A 20,852-nucleotide genomic window follows, 5' to 3' on the forward strand; every position below is an offset into this window, starting at 1 on the left:
GAGCAAATGCATTAATTTAAATTTTTCTCATTTAACAATTATTGCTAAAATTCTCTCTCTGTAATTTGACCGTTATAGAATTTAACTACTGATAGATATACATTTGGAATTATTCCATACCACGAAGCAAGCCTGTCTACAGGAGAATCTGCTTCATGTAATGTGAAATCCCTTAGAAAACCCTGATTCATTCCAATCAAAAAATATTCAGGACCCTTTATTTTATTTTATTTAAAATCGGTTCTCTGAACCCAAAATCAAGCTAAAACAAAATCCAGTTTTCTTGTCAGGCAGCAAACGAATTCCCAGTCAAAAATGTAACGCTAAATACAATTAAAAAATTTAATGCTAAATACAATTAAAAATTTAGTCCAGATTTGTGCATTGCAGGAATTGATTTGTATAGACTGTCATAGGTTACATTTGCGCATTTTGCAAGCAACTAAAAAAGAATTTGAAGAGTAAAGATATAGATACTCTTACTGATTTAAAACTATGAAAGATCAACTTCCCCAATTATTCCCTCAACCCCTTTATCAGTTCCGTAATATTGCCCACGAATTCCAGTCCGGCATTTCTTCCTGTCCCCGAATAGATAAGCTCGGTGCCAGAACCTTTTTTCTTTAACAAGTCCACATTGATGCTGGAATTTAGCGACTCGTTTACCTTAGCCGTCATTTCTCCCAGTTTTGGAGCAGGAAGATCGACGCCTTTCGACCTGTCCGCATCGATATCGAGCCGATATGTTTTATTTTCCAGCCGGATCCGAGTATTATCTGCGGTCACATCGAGTAAAGTGACTTTTGCCCCGGAATAAGCCGTAAATTTGTACAGCTTTTTATCGTACAAAAAACCGAAGATATAACCCGTAAAATAACTGCCAAACCATGGTATTTTCGCTATTGAGCCTGAGAGTGATACACCTTCCCGGTCGAAGTGGTTGGTCTGCATCCATATCCAGGAGGAAGGCATTGAGACGCCCCAGTCCTTTTCAATATAGCCCTTGCCGCCAGTGAAATCTGTCCTTATGCCGTCAACCTCGATGAACCCCTCGATAGAGTGGTCCATGCTCAATATGCCGTGATAGCATTCCATTCCAGGCACAAACGCATACCAGCCCATCACCCCTGGGGATAACAGTTTCACAGGCCAGGGGTAAGTGCCTTTAAAACTGATTCGGGCAGTGATCAGGCCTCTACCCTGCCCGAGGGTGAGATTCATTCTCTCGGAGCTGAAAAAGGACCCGCCAATAGAGAGTTCAAACTTTTTGTCACTCGCTTTAAGCTCATCGAGAGGATACCTGAAATAGCGCATTCGCTGCGCCCTGGCATCCAGGAACATTACAAATGCGTGGGACTTCGAAGGGTCGCCAGTTATGGAGACACCGGGTATGACTGCACAGGCATTCTTTTCGCTGTGGTCCACCACCTTAAAATACCAGCCTTCGAAAAAATTCTTCTCTTTTCTCCGGCCATGAAATATTTCCGGCTTCCAGATATCAAACATAAGTAAGCTTCCTTAACTCTGCCTTCAAACCGTCTATTTCGTACTCAAGCTCCATTATTTGAGATTCGCAGGCCCTTAGTTCGTTATCCAGAGTTTGAAGGTCAGAACTGAAATATTTCTGTGAGATTTTTCGGAAAGATTTCCCCAAAGATAAAAATAGTGTTGAAAGTTCCTGTTTACTCATCAGGGCTTTTTCAGTAAGCTCTTTTTCCAGCTCCAGCAAGGGGTAGGAATGTTCACTCCTACCTGACATATTTATCTCATTTTTATCCGACATACTTTTTATATTTTCTTTAATCCGGCCCTGGACTTTTATTTCCTTGAAATGTTTATCGTTCAGAATTTCTTTTTCATTTTTGATTTTTTCAATAGTTTTAATAATCTTTCCTGATGAACTCAAATGTGCTGCGGAAGACGAGGAATTTACGACCTTTTCTCCCATTTCAACCCATCTTTTATCCTTATTCCAGTCATCAACCTGATTAAGTCCTTTTAAATATATTATTTTTGTTTCGGTTTTTACCCTGTCGGCAAATCCGGTTTTTTTGTTTTGCAGTTCCGAAATTTTCCTGTTTCTGTTATTGGTTTCAGACAGTGTTTGAAGCATGTCAGCAAATATTCTTTTTAAATCAGGATCATTTTTGACGGCTTCCATCTCCTGTTCGAACAGTGTTTTCGTGAGCTGGTAACAGGAGTTTTTATATTCCCGGTCCAGTATTTTAAATTCCCCGTGTAATTCTCTTACTCTAGTCAGGGATTCTTCCCATTCGAACCTCATTTTTTTAATGAGAGATATGTTTTCCTCAATTGAATCAAGATATTTCTGTTTCTTCAGTACAAACTCAATCTCTTTATCAAAGCCATCAAAAGAAAGGCTATCTATGAAGGAATTCTCTTTTGAAAAGTTTTCTATAGGAAAGCTTTCTTTAGGAGAACCTTCTTTGGAAAATCTGTCTTCAGAAAAGCCCTGTCTGGAAATATCTTCTTTATATCTCGAGTTTTTATACCTTGAAAGTACTGCCTGTCCTGTTTTTCGTTCGTATTCCTCTTTTTTAGTTTCAATTTTCTGGATCTGCTTCTTACATGAGAGTATTTTCAGGTTGATGCATTCAGGTCTGAACCTTTCAACCCAGCATTCCGGTACCCTGACTTTACCTTCCCGGATTCTGGAATCGAATTCCCTGACGTACTGGATAAAAGAAGAAGGCTTTGTCAATGCATCCGGAGACAAACTGGCTCCGTTTAAGTTTGAAGCCCTATTTTTTTTCAAAAGCTCGTCAGCATTTTCTGTTATGGTCTGACCTGCTTTTCTGAGAATGCCCGTGCCCTGAATAATTTCCAGAGAATTCAAATCTATGAGCCACGTCTCAACAAATGTTCTTTTGAATAAATGCATATCATGCCCGTTATGCTCTACAAATTTTTTAGCTGTTTCAAGGCTTTCAGCATCTCTGAACCCGAAACAAAGTGTCATTACACATTGCCCTGTCTGAAGCAGTGCTAAAGAGTGCTTATCTGCAAAGTATAAAAAAGACTTATGGATATTTTCATACAGGAATTCAAAATCATTTTCATTCATAAAATCGGTTACCTTTGCACAAAAAATAAACGGCCTGCCATTTGAATAGAGTATTCCTGCCACAGGAAAATTTTTCCTGAACATTTTCCAGTGCCTCTTTAAAAGGCTGAACTCTTCTTTATTCAAATTGTTCCGTTCAATAAAAAATAGAGGCAATGGGCTGGTTCCGGGGAAATAGTTTGCAATCACGGGCTTTGCTTTCAGGTTTCTCTTTTTCTCATAATTTTCATCTTTTGTGGCGGAACATTCAATTTCTGACATGCACCCGATTCGATCAATAAAATTCTGGGCACAGCAGTAAAAAGCAGGCTCGTCTATCTTTTCACTCCCATCTTCTCGCTTTAAATTACACAAAAATAACGAATTTTATGCAGTCTGCTGAGTCTCAACGAAACCGACTCTGACCTCGAAATTTCTATTTATAGCCTCAGTGAGGCGTCTGTCTATTTGAATTGCAATATCCTCCGGGACTTCCTGTGCTGCAGGATGGGCCACAACAATATCAACCCTTACAGGTTCTTCTAAAAGGATATTGCCAGAGTCGTAACCTATAGAGACTTCGACAGGTGTCAGCCCAATTCCACTGTACATGGGCTCTTCAAACATGTAATTGACTTCCTCGTTCACCTTCTGTTCAATTACATAGGTCTGGTAGGATGAAAAACTGACAAGGATCAGAACTACAGAAAGAATGGTGATTGCAATAAGGAGAAGAGCACTGCGGGAGATCACGGCATAACGTGCATGGTTGATTGCAGAGAATTCAGGCGGCCTGAACCCGGAAAGCCAGAACAGGACAAGTGTAGAGACATTGACTGCAAGCATGTTGATGACCACAAGCAAAGCAGAAGCAAGAGCCACCCCAGGTAGTCCCCATGCAATTCCAAGCCCTGATGTTGCGGCAGGAGGGATAAGAGCAATGGCGATGGCAACTCCTACAAGAGCAGACCCTACGTTTCGAATTACGCTGATAGCGCCTGCAAGGCCGGACCCCAGGGCAAGCAGCACATAAAGGAAATTGGGGCTTATGCGTTCAGCAATCTGGGTCACATCCCGAATATCGAGGCCAGGAGGCAGGAAGAAAGATTCCTTAATAAAGAAACCTACGAGTGCAGAAACTGCAATTGCCATCACGAGACCTGTGACCTGAAGCACTACTCCGCGAGAGGCAAGCTTCCTGTCATCCACAACTGTCCCGACACTGGCAGTTATTGCAGGTCCCATCAACGGAGCCACTACCATTGCCCCTATAATCGTCGCAACCGAATCTAGCAAAAGCCCGGCAGTTGCAATGATCGTGCTCAGGATCAGAAAAGCAAAATAGGTTGAAGCTGCAGGTGCAAGGCTCCGTGCACGCGCAATCAGTTCTTCCCTTGAAATACGTTCCCCTGCATACCGGCTCTTCAGCATATCTATATGCTCGGAAATTACCGTTTCAGGAGACAATACTATGGTGTAAACTCCCCTAATTACCCCGGCTTCGCGGAGTTTGTCAAGTATGGGCTCGACGCCTATGGAGGGAATAGGGAACTGAACAAGAGCTTCGAAATCCCCTCTTCCTGTTTCATCCCAGACAGCATAGTCGATCTGTTCATTATCAAGAACGCTCAAGACAGACTCGCGTTTCCCTTCAGGTATAAGCACCTGGACCAGACGCATGATATAATATAAAGCTGTCTGGATATATGAATTGTGAAGAATAATCGGTATTAACCCGCGCGGAGTAAGAATTGTTCCGGAAAAAACACCCGGGAGCCATTATAAAATCGGAAACAATAAACGCTAAAAATAAATGACCGGTAATTTAACCGGAATCTTAAATGCCTCCACTGCTGCTCACGGCTTCTTTTTCGCTGTCCCTTCCACTTTCCTGGAAGGAAACGACATCAAAGTCTCCTCGAAGGGCTTTCAGGGCGTATTTTTCAGCTTCTATTTCTTTTCTGGTCCGGATAAAAAGCCGTCTGAATAAAGATACAGGAGGACACCAGCCCTGTATGGCATGTTGAAGCAGGAAAGTTGAAACCACAACAGGCAGGATTAACCATTTTCGGTCCTCTTTTAAGCCAAGCACCGCTCCAGTAAAAGAAAGCATAGCTGCATTGGCTTCAATATATCGTTCAATATCCCATTCATGATCAAGTTCTTCAATTCTTTCAGAAATCTCGTAGGCGGTCCTGTCCGAATAAAAACGGACAGTTGCTGCAATTTCAGCATCGATAGCTTCATTAATTTCGTGGGGAGTGTTGGCTCTTACCCTGTCTCCCCTCACAAGTTCTCCAAATTCAACCACCGGCATATTCCCCCTGGCAAAAAATACGTTCCAGATAAATTTAAAAATTAATAAACAACAAAAATTTATCTTTGAAGTTTCTGCCCCTTAAACATCATTAATTTCAGAAAAATTCTCTGCGTTTTCTGTCCTGTTTTCCTGGGAAAAAAGATCATCGAAATCGCCGCGCAAAACCCTCAAGGCATATTTTTCGACATCAATTTCCTGCCTGGTACGAATACCGGCTTTTCTGAGAAAAGGTACAGGAGGAGCCCATCCCAGTACAGCATAAAGAAGCAGGAAAGTTGTGGCTATTAAAGGCAGGACAAACCATTTTCTGCCCCTTTTAAAACCAAGCACCAGCCCGACAATGGAAATCACAGCCGCACGAGTTTCAACATGGCGCCCTATATCCCATTCACTGCAAAGCTCTTCTATCCTCCTGGAAATCTCATAGTCGGTCTTGCCCGCATAGAACCGTACGCTTGCAGCGATTTCACGGTCAATTGCTTCATTAATTTCAGGAGGCGTATTAGCCCTCACCCTGTCTCCCTTTATAATCTCCCTAAAATCAGCAATCATAAAAATCCCCCTATTAATCAAACAGATCTTCAGGCTTTACTTTCCCCTGATGCCCTGAACCGGAATACCCTTCACTAAAATAGGGTGGAGATATGATCATATAAAGTTAATCATAAAAATTTAGTTTCAATACTTACACCCATAACGAAAAAAAGATTAAGCCAGTATCAATTTCTTCAGGCAGGAGCACATAAAATAGATCTGAACTCCAGAACCAGCCGGTATTGACAGGGGCCGGGCATAAAAAGGGAGTACAGCCTCCCTGTAAACGTTAATACTCTACAAGGCCATTCGGGTAATATATAACACTCTTACCATCAAAATACACGCCTCCGGGGTGCATATATCCATTTGACCCGCTCCAGTCGAAGTTGAGCCAGTACTGTTTCATCCCATCGTCCAGTTCTCTTTCGCAATACCAGACGCTTTCAGCAAAAGGATACCTTTCTGCTATATAGTCCGTTATTCTGTAAACAGTATCAAGGTCATCCCCGATATAGATTTCGGGAAAAGCATGCCCGTATGACCCGTTATATGTGGTAACCACCCTTGTGTTAAACCCCATATTCTTCAAAAGGGCAGAGATAACAATGGAATAGTCGTCGCAGTCCCCTACATATCCGCTGTCTATAGTCTGTGAAGCCCTGAAGAAAAACTCGGCATTTTTGTCATACCTGTACTTCCATTGCCTGTTTACATGGTTATACACAGCACATGCATCTTCCATATTATATCCCGAAGACTTTCCTGTGATATTGAAAATTTCTTCCTTTATCCTTTCTTCATCTGAGTTAATGGCTCTCTGGAAACTCAGAGACATCCTCCTGCGTTCTGCAGAATAAGAGTAAGCTGGACCCTCTTCAATATATGTCGGGACTTCAGGAATCTCAGGGAGGGTAAAACTTTCATCACTTTCATTTTTTTCAGCAACATTATTCTCCTGAGTTTCGGAATTTTCTTCCCGGACAGGATCTTCAGTAAGCTGCGTATTTAAATATTCAGTAACGAGGCCCTTATTAAGGCTGCCAGTGTTTATACAACCGGAAGTTACGGATATAAAAAAAATGAGAAATATAAATGTTAAAGCCTTTTTATGGGCCACAAAATCAGCTCCGGAAATAATTTATGGGTAAGAGAAGTAAATAAACTTCTCTAAAAGAACAAAAATGGTTTCAAATTCGGGGGCCGAATATTAGATTCAATAGGCCGAATATTAAATTCAATAGGCTGAATATTAAATTCAATAGGCTGAATATTAGATTCAATAGGCCGAATATTAAATTCAATATCAAGATTTACTTTTCTCTTTTACGTTTTAAAAAGATTCCGCACTTGGGATAGTCCAGGCCCTCGCAATATTTACTGTCAGGAACGTAATGAGGACATGAGGAACAATATTTACATTTAGTATGGAAAATACTGGATAGTATCCCTATAGATATACCCCCATATCCGTATATAATTTAACGTTCCCAGGTATGAAACATTGCATCGGCCTTCACGCCTTGACCTGCTCTGCTTTCATGCCGGAAATACTTAAGTTTCCTGAATTGATCTCGGTGATTTTAAAGTACGGTAACCCTTTAACTGCCAGAAGGGCCATTGAATATTCCATATCCGGGGTATATCCCTTAACCTTTACAGGACTGGCTATGGCATTGAGCAGTTCTTCAAGATTAGGGCTATTTGATTTCCACGTCCCGTCACTCTGTGTTTCAGCAGTAAAAATTTTCCATTCTATTTTTACAGACATTAGTATCCTCCCCATGAGAAAACTTATTCTTTTACGCAACATACCAAAAAAATAAATCACTGATAATCAGACTTAATTATTTTTATATGTTTCTGTCTATAACTTTTTATTATCCTTATAATTATATATCTCCCATACAGAATCTGAAATTCTTTTCAGGGAAAACAGGAGGGGAAAACTACAAAATGGTCAGGAAAACATGACCATTACCTTTTAAAATTACAGAAGAATTATTAGGGGATTATAAAAATAGTAGATAAATACTAGATAAATACTAGATAAATATTATACAAACATTAAATAAATAATAAATAAGTATTGTAAAAATTATTATAAAGAAATTATAAAAATAATATAGAAGTATTGTAAAAGTATTAAAAAAATGTTGATCTGGAGAAATCCACCGCTTTCTATTATAAATCTCTGTGTTTTATGACCTTATAAATTTCTAAGAAAATTAAGCACAATCCGGTTGAATTCTTCAGGTTTTTCCATATTTGGCACATGAGCACAATCTGGCATTATAACTTTTTTTGTATGTTCGATTTTATTTTCAAGCAGGTCAGCAGCCCTGAGGATTTCAGGATTATCAAGGGACCCGGCAATAATCAGCACAGGGACTTTTATCTCATCCATCCTCCCGGCAGCCGGCGGACTGAGTGGGGTAAGAGGGCTGGAATCGGCAATTGCCAATGTGCCGTTTTTAACCGCAACCCTGTTCATTTCAGCTGCACGCTTACGAACTGCAGGGCTGACCTGCTCAGGCTGCCGGAAAGTGCCATCAACCCAGAGGCGGATTTGCAGGTCACTCACAAGGTCCAGATCCCCCTTTTCGAGAGCTTGAAGCATCTCCAGAATCTCAGATGGGGGCTCCCCTGTCATTTCAAAACCTCCCGGAGTCCCGCTTACAACGGTTAGAGACAGAACCATTTCAGGGTGTTCGAGCGTAAAATCAATAGCCGTTTCTCCACCCATGGAACAGCCCAATAAATGTGCATGTTTAATTCCCAGGACCTGAAGCAGGCGGTACAGGTCATATCGGCGGGAAACGGGTCCTGTTGCAGGATCGGATTTTCCAAACCCGCGCATATCAAAGCGAAGAACCCTGTAATTTCGGGTAAAAGACTCCCACTGCTCTTCCCACATGCCACTGTCAACAAACCCGGCATGGATGAGCACAAGAACCTCGCCCTTTCCCTCGATTTCATAGTAAAGCTTTCCGTCCCCAGAGTCTGCGTACCCGGTGGTCATTTCCTGTTGTCTCCTGTGTAATTAAGCCCGATCATCTTCCTGATTAGTACCTGTTCAGTCCCTGCCTTTTTCCTTCCTGAACTTTGCATATGCTTTCCGGGCATATTTTTTCAGAAGATAATTCAGGCTTTCTTTTGAGATTGGCTTTGATTTTTTAACTATCATTACCGGCTTTCTCGCGTGCCTGGCAATCCTCTGAGATAGAGTTCCAAGTAAAGAGATCTTGAATCTCTCACTGGAATCCCCAATAATTGTCAGGTCGTAACCGTTTGAGACTTCAAGTATTGCGTCCTCGATAGAATATCTTTCAAGAAGTTTGAAGCTTGCAGGTGTGGAAGGGATCTTTTTAACCAGCCCTTCAAGTTCTTCAGCTATTTTTGCCTTCTTTTCCGGATCTTCATCAGGGCTGACAATGCTTATTATTCTTATTGAAGCCCCTGTATTTTCAGCAATCTTTTTTGCCAGAGAAAGACCGTGTACGGAGTTTTCTCTTCCGTTATAGGCTACAAGGACCTTTTTGATGCTGTCAGGCAGGTGCCCTTTTAAGAGTGCAATCTGGCTTTTTGAAGAAAGGAGAACATCGTTTGTTACGTCTCCAAAAGAGTACTTGAACCTCTTAGAATCGTGCCAGCCCATTATAATTATGTCAGCGTTCTCTATTTCAGCCTGCTCTATAATCGAATTGGAGATTGTGTGGTCAAAGGCAACAATATAGTCTCTTTTATTACCGAATTTTGCAGGATACTGCTCAAAATAATCCCGGAAACGGCTGTCTATTTCTATCTGTTTCTCATGGTAGAGTTCCTGACCCACTGTAAGGGAGATCTGGCTTGGAACCTCAACAACATGAAGACAGATTATCTCATTTCCAAGAAGGTCTGCCAGTTTAAGGAGGTCCCTTTCATGCCCGGGATTGGAAACAGGCACAAGTACCCTTCCAACAGGTTCCGGTTCAGCGCTCACCCTCTCTACATTGTTTTCCAGAAGGTCAAACAGGTTATATGCAGGCATAGCTTTGTCTTTTCCATAGAACATGTACCAGCCGGCTCCGGCAAATATCATTAATACGGAAAAAAGTAAAGGCAAACCACCAAGTAGAGGGAGCAGAAGCATACTCCCGACCACCCCAAAGATCTGCGTGAAAGGGAAAAAAGGGTCCCGAAATGTCGGTTCATAGCCAGGCAGGGTCCGTTTCCTGAGGATAATCACTGCCATATTCAGCAGGATAAATATCAAAATGTTGAAAGCCCCCCCAAGTCTTGCCAGCTGTTCTATGTCAAACAAAAACAGGAGCAAAACCATTACTGACCCGGTGACCAGAATAGCATTATGAGGAGTCTCATATTTTTTATGGATACTGACAAACCATTTCGGCATCAATGCGTCCCTGCTCATTGCGAAAGGGAACCTTGAAGATGACAGTATGGCGCCATTAGCTGTTGAAAGCGTTGCAAGAAGGGCGGAAAAAGCAATAAAGAATTTCCCGGAATCGCCTGCAATAAAGCCTGCAATGTCTGCCAGGGGGGTCACTGTTGACGCACCCCCTTCAGGGCCTGAAAAACCTGCAACCACAGCCATAATGCCTGCGTAGAAAAGTGTTACCACAACTGCTGAAGCGATAAATGCCCTGGGAAGGTTCTTTGACGGATTTTTCACTTCTTCAGCAACAGCAGCGGCTTCCGCCAGCCCGAGATAGGAGATAAAAATCATACCTGCCGTGGTGAATATGGATACTACCCCATGCGGAGCTACCGGGAGAAGGTTCTCAGGCCTGACCTCGAAGGACACTTTTCCAATGAATACAAACAGTATTAGCAGCAAAATAACAACAATAAAGTTCTGGAGGGAACCACTGCTTTTTGCCCCACGGAAATTGATTATTAAGAGGAGCACTCCCGTAACAGCCGCCACCAGATATATTGGCATGGGATGAAAGATCTGAGCGTATTCTGCCAGACCTATGAGGGCAAATGTGCCTTTAAATATCAGTGCCAGCCAGGAGCCGAGACCTATCACCGCACCGAATGCAGCTCCCATTGTCCTGCTGATATAGTAATAGCTGCCTCCCGCAAGAGGCATGCCTGTTGCCAGTTCTGCCATGCTTATGGATGTGGCTATGGTAATAAGCCCGCCCAGCAGGAATGAGATTATTGCTCCTGAACCTGCGTTTGCCATGGCAATTCCGGGAAGAAGAAATATTCCTGCTCCTATCATCGTCCCGGTGCCTATTGCAAAAGTTGAGAAAAAACCCAGGCTGCGCCCCAGCCTTTCCGTTGTTTCAACTGGCGCCATTTACATCCCCATCTTGTCGGAACTCCCAGTCAGATAAACCGGGCCCCGTATAACCATGATCTTACTCTTATCTTTATTATTCAGATCACACATTTCCGCACTATGCATCCGGAAAGGCAACAAAAGCTTAAACCCCTTAATTGGGCCTGCTTTCGAATAAAAATCTCCAAAAAACGTCATTTTCCTCCAGCAGTACAGTTTAATTTCTGTTTTAGCGGATCATGCATTTGAACTAATGGATTATGCATTCGAACTAATGGATCATGCATTCGAACTAATGGATTATGCATTCGAACTAATGGATCGTGCATTAGGATTAATAATAGGAAGAAGGCATCCTCCCATGGTTATAAGTCTCTTATTCTGTCCTGGTTGTTTTTGCTTTCAAATAGTACATATAATTATCCGTTGGAGACTAATTAGAGTTTTAACTTCCGTTTTATGGATATGTTTGCAAATTAATTCTTCTGTGCATTCAATTTATTTTTGTTCCCCCGCTGCCAGTTCCGATCAGGAGACTTTACTTAAATTTCCTTCAACCTTTTTCCTTTTCTCTTTACCAGAGACGTATAAAGGAGTGGATAAAATTCGAATAAGAGAATCGGATACTTCTAATTCCTGTTCAAAGCCAGTATGACGTTCTTTTTCAGGATCAAGGGATAAAACTTCGCCTGCCGGATCCAGGAGATTAAAAGTTTTATTAAAATTATAGAAACATGTCTTTTATATCGGCAGTGTGCCTAATTTTCTGTAAAATTTGCTCTATACCCCTTAGTCTTCTTTTTTGATTACTGCTCCATTACTATATACCTGTTTCCAGTAATCCAGTCTTCATTTATATCAATGAGTATTGAGACTACCAGTCTCAATACTGATTCCTGGTTAGGGAATGCTCCTACAACTTTGGTTCTTCTTTTTATCTCCTTGTTAGTTCTCTCCATCATATTTGTCGTCCTTATTTTTCTCCAATGACTCTGTGGAAACTGCATGTAATTCATTACATCATACTGAAAATTCTCAAGAGTATCAGCTGCACTTTTATATTCCATCTTATCCAGTTCCCTTATCAAATCATTGTATTTATGACGGTCTACCAATGCTTCTTTTATCTTATCTGCTACTTCTTTTTGCTTCTTTTTTTGAACCTTTTTTAGAGCTTGCCTTATCAGATGAACGTGGCACATCTGCCAGCTTGATCCGATAAAGGATTCTCTAACTGCTTTTTGTATTCCTTTATGACCATCAGAAACAATTAACTTGACACCTCTTAACCCTCTTTCTTTCAGGTCTTCGAATAGATCTTGCCAGAACAGAGAGTCTTCGCTGTCTGCCAATCTTGCTCCAAGAATCTCGCGAAAACCATCATCCCTGACTCCAGAAACTATAAAGAGAGCTTTATTTTCGTAATGAAGTCCATCTCTTACTTTGAGATAAGTAGCATCAATAAACAAATAAGGAATTTCGTGTTCTATTGGCTTTGACAAAAATTCTGAAACTTTCTCATCCAGCTCTTTTGTAATCCTGGAAACTGAAGAGGCTGAGATTCCCTCAACTCCCAAAGCAGTCATGACCTTATCCACCCTTCGGGTGGAAACGCCTTGCAGGTAAGATTCAGCTACAGCGGATAAGATGGCCTGTTCAACTCGGGAATATTTCTCAAATACCTGAGTTTCAAAGGGAAACTCACGGAATTGAGGTTTTAATAATTCAAGTTCTCCATACTTGGTAAGGAGGGTTCGGGGTTTGTAGCCATTTCTACTGGCTTTACGAGAATCAGTCCTCTCATAACGTTGTGCACCAACCTGGAGGAGGGCTTCCTCCTCCATTACGAGATTTAAAAACCACGTAATTAAATGGCGAATTCCATCTTCCTGATCGACAAGATAATCTTTTATGAGTGAGAATAAATCTACCATTGACTCCGCATCCTGTTTTTTTGTGGTGAAAGGAAAAGGATACAGAGTCAATCATAATTTACAGAACTTTCGGTACACTGCCTTTATATCAATACATGCTCTTTGCCTTTCGTATTAATACATGCTCTTTTTGATTTCTTATCCTCAACCTGTTGAACAGTTGTAAGTCCGGTTATTTCCGGGGGCTTTATCTGAGAGTTCCTCAGCATCAGGATCAAGCAGAACTATCGATTAAAATAATTGAGGCAAACTTTCTTTGTCGAAATGAACGCTGGCAGAAGTGAGATCAGGATTCCGAATCAGAATGATAGTATTCCTGTATACAATTTTCAAATATCTTTTTGGATTTTTCGAACCCTTCGTATATTCCGTCCAGATGGTCCTGAGAATAATTTGGTTTTTCTTTAACAACGATCGTATCTATAATCAGGTTAAATCTATCCTGAAGGCTGCGTATCTTTGTTTGAGGATCTTCATCTGTAGACGTAGAAAGAAACTTTTCTACGTTATCTTCAAAAGTGTCTTTAGCTATTTCCAGGCCTTCATTTATCCCTTCTTTATAATCAGAATAAGCTCGTCTATCCTTATTTCTTTCAATTAAATCACTGAACTTTCTAACTGTCTTTTTAATTCGCCTCTGTTTCAAACTCCTCCCTCCCTGACAAAAACATAAACTGAGCAACAAAAGAAAAAATCAAATCCTGTACTGGTGGAATCTGGTTAGAGCATTTATTTTCCATTATTTATATATATAATGGGCATAAATCCTTCCCAATCTACAGGCTTCTTTTTATCATAATTATTTCTTGACACCGGGATGATCTTAAGCCTGGAAATTTTGAATATAACCAGGAATAAGCTGGAGTTTTACTGGAACTTCATCCCTGCATTAACACATCGGATTAAGCGTATCTAATTTAACACATCTGATTGAGCGTATCTGATTTAACAGATCTGATTGAGCATATCTTGATTAAACACATCGGATTAAGCGTATCTGAGGAACAGATCTGGGTGAGCATATCTGACTGAAAATATTCTGTCCGTATCTTCAAATAAGCAATTAAAGGCATATATTACATTATAACTGAAAGTAAGACTTTAACAGATTCCAACATACGGACTGCAACATAGGATAGTACCTTAATCCTGGTTCCAGGGCATCCATATCCTCATGAATCACGGTTTTAAAAGATCCGTTTCCAGATAACAGATATATTTAGAGATATTTATAATATATTGGTATTAAATAGTTCGAAATGAACATAATAAAGAATAGGGATACTGAGGAATATAGATTCAGGAAACAAATTACTGGGATGACACCGACTGCTGGAGTCATTCTACTGGAGGCATTCATTTCCTGGAGGTCAGGCTGCAGCCCTGTCTCTCTCCCGAATTTATCCTTAATGGGATAACCAGCCGCAAAGAAAATTTAACCGGAAATCCACCTGTCAGTTAGAATTTTGTTAACATCTAGCTGTAGAATTTATTTATTCGATCGTTTATTTTTGACGCGGGCTATGACCGCAGTGTATCCGCCTCCAGACCGTTCCCGGAAACCTATAATGGTGTTGCCGCCGTCACCGAACTTGCCCTTCAGTCCCGCAGGGAAAACTGCATATACTCTCCAGATCCGGTTTATAAAAGCTGATAAGAAATAAAGTATTGAGACCAGTAGAAAAAGAAAGAGAACTGATTTTTATGTAAGCCCACAGAAGACTTTTACGCATTCACTGTTGCGCCTGGAAGCCTGTTTACATGTTTCCGGTAACAATGAGGTAAACTGCGCCTGTTTGCTAACCCTGCCTTGCAGGAATTAATTGCCCATCAAAACGAGGGAATCTATTTATTTATAAATTCCTCGATAAGCTTTACCCTGTCCATCCTCTCCCTTCTTCTGTTTACATTTAGCTGCAGTTCCAGAGGTGGGACCTTTATTTCATGCCCATTCCATTTTACGGTCTCAAGGTTTTGCCTTGCGTAAGGACCGCAGTCTACTGGCTCAGGAACATCCAGAATCTCCTGGGGATCAGATGCAATATCTATTCTTGCATGCAGGAAAATAACACCGAAGTCCTTTGTCAGCCATCCGTTAGTATCAATAATCGGCTCGATCAGGCAGTCTGAGAAAACTTCAGTGATTTCATCGATACACCTGGAATCAACCATAATATCAACATCATGTGGGTTCATTTTAATGCCGCGGATGCAGGCGGCACAGCTCCCTGTCAGCCACCAGTCAATATCCGTACCCTGAGCTTTCCGACAAAATTCTGTTAAAGCCTGTTCCCATGGGACAGGAGCAAAATACCCGAGCTGGTCAAACATCAGTTTCGCATTCTCAGAATATCTTTTTTTTATTTTGTCCATGTATTTGGCGTTCTGAGGGTAGACTTTTACGTATCCTCTACCATCGTTTTCATAATAACACATTTTCAGGACACTTTCGTATTTTGAGTCAAATTCCGAAATCCTGAACACTACCTTCCCGTCCAGCTCTTCAAAGGATACTTTCATCCACTTAACCTCCTTAATTTGATTTTCTGGTTAGACCACTAAATTCCTTTAATTTGATTTCCCTGGTTAAATCCATTTAATTCCTTTAATTCGACTGCCAGTGATCAATTCTTTTAGCTGTCAACTGGTCTTTACTGTTGTGGTGTGTACTTTCCAGAGCCCTTATCAGACTCTTTTTCCTGAAATCATTTACATAAAATTTACTATTTAATTCATGAACTCACAAAACCCGGTTATCCTTTGATATTCAGATTTCAGGACGTGTCAGGAAATAATAACCATAATAGGACTTACGCACTTGAGATTTAAAATCAAGACCAATAGGCATTGATGTTGAAACCATAGTTTAGATAGTTGAAGGTTTTACGCCATCGTTTTTCAGTTCAACCGCGTAAGTCCTACATAAAATAGACTACATAATCATAAAGAGAGACTATATAACCATAAAAAAGACGGAAATTAATCATAAAAAGAGATTGTATAGCCATAAAAAGAGACCGAAACCCAGATTTGTCCCTCCCAGGCAAATGGAGGAATCAATAACCTGAAGACTATACCAATCGAGGCTAAACGAGAAATCAGGGTTAGAAACCGGATATTTAAGAATAGAAACTTTAAGAATGGAGATTTAAAGCTCGATTAATTATAATAAATTAAGAGGATTTTCTTTAATTCTCAACTGGTAAAGCCTCCTGCAGGAAATCCTCAAATATTTTTTTAGACCTTTCAAATCCCATATATATCCCATCTAAACACTCTTCAGAGCAATTTGGCTTTTTTGTAAGGACAATCTCATCCAGAAGCTGGCTAAATTCATCCTGTAAGTTTTTTGCCTTTACAACCCCAGCCTCATCCGAAAAGGATAAAGAGAACTTATCTACGTTTTCTTCGAAGGTATATCTGGCTATGTCCAGACCTTTATTTATTCCTTCTTTAAAGTCTGAATAAGCCTGATGATCCTTATTCATTTCAATATAACGTCTGAATTTTTTAACAGGACTGTTAATTTTTTCTGTGGTCAAAATCCTTCACTTCCTTTTTTAAGTGACCTTCGCCAGGAGAATGGGCTCCAGGTGTTTTTCAACCACCTCCAGGCTAAAGAACCTGAATTTTGGGTTCAGGAGCTTTAAATTATTAGTTGCTATTAAAAATTTCACTCCAAAGCTGGAAATATTTACGTATATAAAATCTCGCCGCATTAAAATAAAAGCAGATATAGAAAAATAGTATTTACAGATATATTAAGCTATAGAATAAAAATTGGAAGTAGCTGAATATTTTAAGAGTAGTTGAATATTTTAAGAGTAGCTGAATATTTTAAGAGTAGTTGAATATTTGAGAGTAGTTTAATCCTTTAAAAGTAGTTGAATCTTTCAGGTAAGCATTTATGTATCCTGTACTGTCGGGATCAAAGGACGGGACAACCGGCTATAAAACTCCTTTGATAATTTTACGCCTGCCACATCAATGTACTTATAAAATAGATAGCTCAACGGTATAATAAGGAGTAAAGACAGAACAAATGAAATTAAAACAGCCTGCACATAAGAGAATACAGGATACAGGAGAAGGAACAATGCACAGCTAAAAGTGCTTATCACGGGGAAATGCACAAGGTACAGGGAATAGGATATTTTTCCGAGGAATACAGGCACACGGGAAGAAAAAACCTTCTGCAGGTCGATGCTGTTCAATAAGACATACATTACCATCCCTGCGCCTATGATATGATAGGTCATTTTTGGATCTCTGAAAAAGCCATTATTCAGGAATCCGTATACAGAATTCTCTGCAAGAGGGCTTACGGGATATGAACCCAGAAAGAGCCCTGAGATCATTATGATAAACAATACTATCCTGTTATCTGTTTTAAATATCGATTTCTTACTGCTGAATATGTCTGCAAAGACCATTCCTATTATAAAAGCAAGGTAGTAAAAATTAATTAAAGCCAGAACTGCTGCAAGGTAGAAAGTCCAGCGGTTTCGAAGAGACCCGAATAATAATGCCATTGTGAAGACGAGCATGGACCCGTAAAATTCTATTGACATTGTCCATAAAACCGGGTTATACGGAATTGCCCCTCCTACAAAAAAAGAATTCCATGCTGCCTGCCTGACTGCATCAAGAATGCCGGGCGTAAAAGTCCAGTAGTCCCGGTAGTTACTGCCTGCAGCAAACGTCATGGTTTCAATGTAGTAACGATACAACCCGGTTGATGCCAATAAGTACGAGAACATCACTGCTGCAAATACAGGAACAAACAACCTCAGGTACCGACGTGCTGCACTGCTTATGACAATACTGTTTTCCTTCGTTTGAAAAAACTTCCGGGTTAAAACATAGCCGCTCAGGACAAAGAAGATACAGACCGAAAAGTTACCTGCACCGATCAGACCGAGCGGCGTGGTAGAAAAAATATGGTCCAGGCTTCCGAAGTGTGAAGGATACTTATCACCATAAACCATAGCCGGGGCTAATGCAACAAAAAAGTGCATTATCATGACATTTATTGCAGCTATACCTCGCAGTCCGTCAAGATAGGTTATTTTCCCGGTCATTTTTATCACTCATGATATAAGGGGATCAGGAGTATTATTATTAGATAGATTCTGCTCCTGAATAACGAGAGCCACAGATAAAATAAGTCTTTCCATTTGCTTCAGTACTTTATTAATGCGTGTTAATGGACGGTGCTCCGGGCCAAAGCAGACATATAAAAAATTTGTAATAAATAAGAATAAGAGAAGACAAAAATTAGATATTAAAAAAGCTCCGGGATTACTTTCATCCCTTTAAGACCTGGCTTTGGCTTTCAGTTTCTTCTTATTTTTCCGCACCCTTAGGTAGTATTCCCGCTGTCATTGTTGGCTATAAAAACCCCGTTATTCAGAATACCGCCAGGGACGTTCATTATTCTGTCTTCTACCCAGATTCTGCAGTTCTCAGAAATTAAACACCCTTCCTCTTTCTGGAAGATTGAAGTGTGTTTGTAATAGTCGAGTTTTACAATATCAGGGGTTTCCTCGTATATCCCGCATTCTTTGAATTTTTTATTCATATAAACGTCGAATGTACCGTCATCATGGAGGACGAAATGGGTTGTTTTATTGCTGTATTTTCTGGACATGTTGGATCACACATTTTAACTGTTAAACTGCTGCACGACCTGCTTTTTTAGCCATCTTTATCAATCTGTTTTTTCAGCCATTTTTTTCAATATGCTTGTCCGGCTCACACTTTCAGCTTCGTGCACAGGGTTTTTTATGGGAGTTCTATTTAGGGAGATAGAACAACCTTTTTTATTATCCTTATAGCACTTAAAACCGCAGCAGACCAAAAGATAATAATAAGTTTCAACCCGCCTAATCCTGATTTTTATTCGACCGGCATAATGTGCAGACGAAAGATACGACTAATATAAAATTAAGGAAGCATAAAATGCAATCAATGTGTTTTCTAAAAGGAAAAAGGAGAAGAGCAACTAAAAAAGAACTAAAATAATAACTAAACGTGTAACTAAACAGATAATTAAAAAGTAATTAAAAAGTAATTAAAAAGTAATTAAAAAGTAATTAAAAAGTAATTAAAAAGTAATTAAAAAGCAACTGAGATCATTACTAAACAGTAACTAAAAGAAACTAAATAAGTGACTAAAAAGCAACTAAGATCATTACTAAACAGTATCTAAAAGAAACTAAATAAGTAGCTGAACATGTAAGTAAACATGTAAGTAAACAGGTAACTGAAAAAATAACTATTATCTTAAATAAATGGCCCCCCCGACCCATTTATTTAATAATCAGCTATTTTTATGTTTATCCTGTTTCCGATGTACTTATTGCCTATCATCCCCGGAGGAACCGCTGGAAGCTTCACACCAATATCACAGTAAGAGAATGTATTTCCGGTAATGGTCGGGCAGGTCGCACCCTCGTACATATAGAGTCCGATTCTGGCTTTTGTAATTGTATTGCCCTTGACCACGTTATCCCAGGTTTCACACAGGGTTACCGTTCCGTTAGTTATCTGATTATTCATAATAGTATTCTGGCTGCAGGTTAGCCCTGTGATGCTGACACCACAGTTATAGAAATAATTATTACGGACAGTATTATTATTGCCTGCACCCTGGAAATCGACCCCATTCTTCTGGATATTGAATCCGTTGATAACCGCTCCCCCCTGGGTTACCCTGAACCCGTTCATTTTTGGGTACCCTGTCCCATATACGTTGATGAATTTCCCAGAGATGGAAACATATTCATTATAGGTTCCACTTGCTACTTTGATCGTATCTCCGTCGCTTGCTGCATTCACAGCGCTCTGGATAGTCTTGTATTTGGCTGTACTGCCTACATAAAGGGTTGCAGCAGAGGCTGTCCCTATTAGCAGGGTTGTTATTAAGATCGCTAAAATTAGTTTTCTCAACATGTTAAGTACTCTCCTGTTAAATAAAGAAAGATGGGCTACAATTTAAAGTTATTGACGAAGTTCCCCTCCACATGCAAGTACTCTCCTGTTAGATAAAGAAAGATAGGCTGTAATTAAGAATTATTTTTATTATTCTGGCTAGAAAAATTAATTTTTTATATAAAGTGATCCTGCCCCCATTTCAATAAATAATCAGCCTTCCCATAATAAGGAAATATTGTGTTTCAATTTATATAATAACTGCTGTAGCACACAAAAGTTCTATATACAATTACCGTTAATTGAAAAACATGAAAGGATTTTCTATCAATATCGAAGATGCTACTCTGGAAAATGAAAATTTCCGCAAGGTTCTCTACACCTCAAAGCACAGCCAGCTGGTATTAATGACCCTTAAGCCAGGGGAAGACATTGGAATGGAAGTCCACGAAGAAAACGACCAGTTCTTCCGTTTTGAGGCAGGACAGGGCAAGTGCATAATTGACGGCAACGAATACGAACTCAGTGACGGAGTCGCAGTTATCGTACCCGCAGGTGCTGAGCACAATGTCATCAATACCTCAAACACTGAAGAACTGAAGCTCTACACAATCTATTCCCCGGCACACCACAAAGACGGGATCGTGCGCGCCACAAAAGAAGAAGCAGAAGCAAATGAAGCAGACTTCGACGGCGTGACCACAGAATAAGGCTTAAATTAGAATTTTTTAAGCATTAAATACACAGAATAAAACGCTTTCTAAAAATAAA

General features: G+C 40.1%; 17 protein-coding genes. 1 reads left to right on the forward strand and 16 read right to left on the reverse strand.

The features are described 5' to 3' along the window. Window positions 1–516 precede the first annotated feature (516 nt). The 16 genes from M886_RS17255 to M886_RS17335 all read right to left on the reverse strand — a co-directional run bounded on the left by M886_RS17255 (window position 517) and on the right by M886_RS17335 (window position 20,102). Window positions 517–1,506 carry a tocopherol cyclase family protein gene (locus M886_RS17255; protein ID WP_048051589.1) on the reverse strand — a complete coding sequence of 330 codons (990 nt, stop codon included), beginning with the start codon at window positions 1,504–1,506 and terminating at the stop codon, window positions 517–519. Next, window positions 1,499–3,346 carry a hypothetical protein gene (locus M886_RS19275; protein WP_235204009.1) on the reverse strand — a complete coding sequence of 616 codons (1,848 nt, stop codon included), beginning with the start codon at window positions 3,344–3,346 and terminating at the stop codon, window positions 1,499–1,501. The genes M886_RS17255 and M886_RS19275 overlap by 8 nt, the downstream gene beginning before the upstream one ends. Window positions 3,347–3,451: 105 nt before the next feature. Beyond that, on the reverse strand, window positions 3,452–4,744 hold the full coding sequence (locus M886_RS17265) for a TIGR00341 family protein (RefSeq protein WP_048037096.1): 1,293 nt from the start codon (window positions 4,742–4,744) through the stop codon (window positions 3,452–3,454). Between the two features lie 157 nt (window positions 4,745–4,901). Further along, entirely contained in the window at window positions 4,902–5,381 is a 480-nt protein-coding gene (locus M886_RS17270) for a DUF2892 domain-containing protein (protein WP_048037098.1), read from the reverse strand. An 81-nt stretch (window positions 5,382–5,462) separates the two neighbouring features. After that, the gene (locus tag M886_RS17275) at window positions 5,463–5,936 is read right to left on the reverse strand and encodes a hypothetical protein (protein ID WP_015411162.1); all 474 of its coding nucleotides are present in this window, start codon (window positions 5,934–5,936) and stop codon (window positions 5,463–5,465) included. A gap of 271 nt (window positions 5,937–6,207) precedes the next feature. Next, window positions 6,208–7,038: a transglutaminase-like domain-containing protein gene (locus M886_RS17280; RefSeq protein WP_015411163.1), complete on the reverse strand. Its 831-nt coding sequence runs from the start codon at window positions 7,036–7,038 to the stop codon at window positions 6,208–6,210. A 396-nt stretch (window positions 7,039–7,434) separates the two neighbouring features. Beyond that, on the reverse strand, window positions 7,435–7,689 hold the full coding sequence (locus M886_RS17285) for a hypothetical protein (protein WP_015411164.1): 255 nt from the start codon (window positions 7,687–7,689) through the stop codon (window positions 7,435–7,437). A gap of 438 nt (window positions 7,690–8,127) precedes the next feature. Beyond that, window positions 8,128–8,940, reverse strand: coding sequence for an alpha/beta fold hydrolase (locus M886_RS17290; RefSeq protein WP_048051590.1), 813 nt, complete (start codon window positions 8,938–8,940; stop codon window positions 8,128–8,130). A 54-nt stretch (window positions 8,941–8,994) separates the two neighbouring features. Further along, window positions 8,995–11,232 (reverse strand): amino acid permease, encoded by a 2,238-nt coding sequence (locus tag M886_RS17295; protein WP_011032482.1) that lies wholly within the window; start codon window positions 11,230–11,232, stop codon window positions 8,995–8,997. Window positions 11,233–12,020: 788 nt separating this feature from the next. Beyond that, a complete protein-coding gene (locus tag M886_RS17305; protein WP_011034314.1) occupies window positions 12,021–13,199 on the reverse strand; it encodes an IS256-like element ISMma16 family transposase in 1,179 nt (392 codons plus the stop codon). A 235-nt stretch (window positions 13,200–13,434) separates the two neighbouring features. Next, complete coding sequence (locus M886_RS17310) at window positions 13,435–13,794, reverse strand: hypothetical protein (protein WP_048051591.1); 360 nt, start codon at window positions 13,792–13,794, stop codon at window positions 13,435–13,437. A 1,199-nt stretch (window positions 13,795–14,993) separates the two neighbouring features. Further along, on the reverse strand, window positions 14,994–15,668 hold the full coding sequence (locus M886_RS17315) for a nucleotidyltransferase domain-containing protein (protein WP_015411169.1): 675 nt from the start codon (window positions 15,666–15,668) through the stop codon (window positions 14,994–14,996). 668 nt (window positions 15,669–16,336) lie between these two features. Further along, the gene (locus M886_RS17320) at window positions 16,337–16,690 is read right to left on the reverse strand and encodes a hypothetical protein (protein ID WP_080931629.1); all 354 of its coding nucleotides are present in this window, start codon (window positions 16,688–16,690) and stop codon (window positions 16,337–16,339) included. Window positions 16,691–17,053: 363 nt separating this feature from the next. Next, entirely contained in the window at window positions 17,054–18,229 is a 1,176-nt protein-coding gene (locus M886_RS17325; RefSeq protein WP_015411171.1) for an acyltransferase family protein, read from the reverse strand. Window positions 18,230–18,510: 281 nt separating this feature from the next. Further along, complete coding sequence (locus M886_RS17330; protein ID WP_048037955.1) at window positions 18,511–18,798, reverse strand: hypothetical protein; 288 nt, start codon at window positions 18,796–18,798, stop codon at window positions 18,511–18,513. A gap of 665 nt (window positions 18,799–19,463) precedes the next feature. Then, window positions 19,464–20,102: a NosD domain-containing protein gene (locus tag M886_RS17335; RefSeq protein WP_048051592.1), complete on the reverse strand. Its 639-nt coding sequence runs from the start codon at window positions 20,100–20,102 to the stop codon at window positions 19,464–19,466. Window positions 20,103–20,392: 290 nt separating this feature from the next. Between M886_RS17335 and M886_RS17340 the strand changes: the two genes are divergently transcribed. Continuing rightward, a complete protein-coding gene (locus M886_RS17340; RefSeq protein WP_048046921.1) occupies window positions 20,393–20,791 on the forward strand; it encodes a cupin domain-containing protein in 399 nt (132 codons plus the stop codon). Window positions 20,792–20,852 lie beyond the last annotated feature (61 nt).

It is taken from the genome of Methanosarcina soligelidi, from assembly GCF_000744315.1.
Classification (GTDB): domain Archaea; phylum Halobacteriota; class Methanosarcinia; order Methanosarcinales; family Methanosarcinaceae; genus Methanosarcina; species Methanosarcina mazei.

Excerpts from the sequence above, each read along its gene's own strand:
- M886_RS17255 (WP_048051589.1), bottom strand. The coding sequence starts at position 1,506 with ATGTTTGATATCTGGAAGCCGGAAATATTTCATGGCCGGAGAAAAGAG.
- M886_RS17335 (WP_048051592.1), bottom strand. The coding sequence starts at position 20,102 with ATGTTGAGAAAACTAATTTTAGCGATCTTAATAACAACCCTGCTAATA.
- M886_RS17285 (WP_015411164.1), bottom strand. The coding sequence starts at position 7,689 with ATGTCTGTAAAAATAGAATGGAAAATTTTTACTGCTGAAACACAGAGT.
- M886_RS17270 (WP_048037098.1), bottom strand. The coding sequence starts at position 5,381 with ATGCCGGTGGTTGAATTTGGAGAACTTGTGAGGGGAGACAGGGTAAGA.
- M886_RS17295 (WP_011032482.1), bottom strand. The coding sequence starts at position 11,232 with ATGGCGCCAGTTGAAACAACGGAAAGGCTGGGGCGCAGCCTGGGTTTT.
- M886_RS17265 (WP_048037096.1), bottom strand. The coding sequence starts at position 4,744 with ATGCGTCTGGTCCAGGTGCTTATACCTGAAGGGAAACGCGAGTCTGTC.
- M886_RS17330 (WP_048037955.1), bottom strand. The coding sequence starts at position 18,798 with ATGTCCAGAAAATACAGCAATAAAACAACCCATTTCGTCCTCCATGAT.
- M886_RS17275 (WP_015411162.1), bottom strand. The coding sequence starts at position 5,936 with ATGATTGCTGATTTTAGGGAGATTATAAAGGGAGACAGGGTGAGGGCT.
- M886_RS17290 (WP_048051590.1), bottom strand. The coding sequence starts at position 8,940 with ATGACCACCGGGTACGCAGACTCTGGGGACGGAAAGCTTTACTATGAA.
- M886_RS17340 (WP_048046921.1), top strand. The coding sequence starts at position 20,393 with ATGAAAGGATTTTCTATCAATATCGAAGATGCTACTCTGGAAAATGAA.
- M886_RS17325 (WP_015411171.1), bottom strand. The coding sequence starts at position 18,229 with ATGACCGGGAAAATAACCTATCTTGACGGACTGCGAGGTATAGCTGCA.
- M886_RS19275 (WP_235204009.1), bottom strand. The coding sequence starts at position 3,346 with ATGTCAGAAATTGAATGTTCCGCCACAAAAGATGAAAATTATGAGAAA.
- M886_RS17315 (WP_015411169.1), bottom strand. The coding sequence starts at position 15,668 with ATGAAAGTATCCTTTGAAGAGCTGGACGGGAAGGTAGTGTTCAGGATT.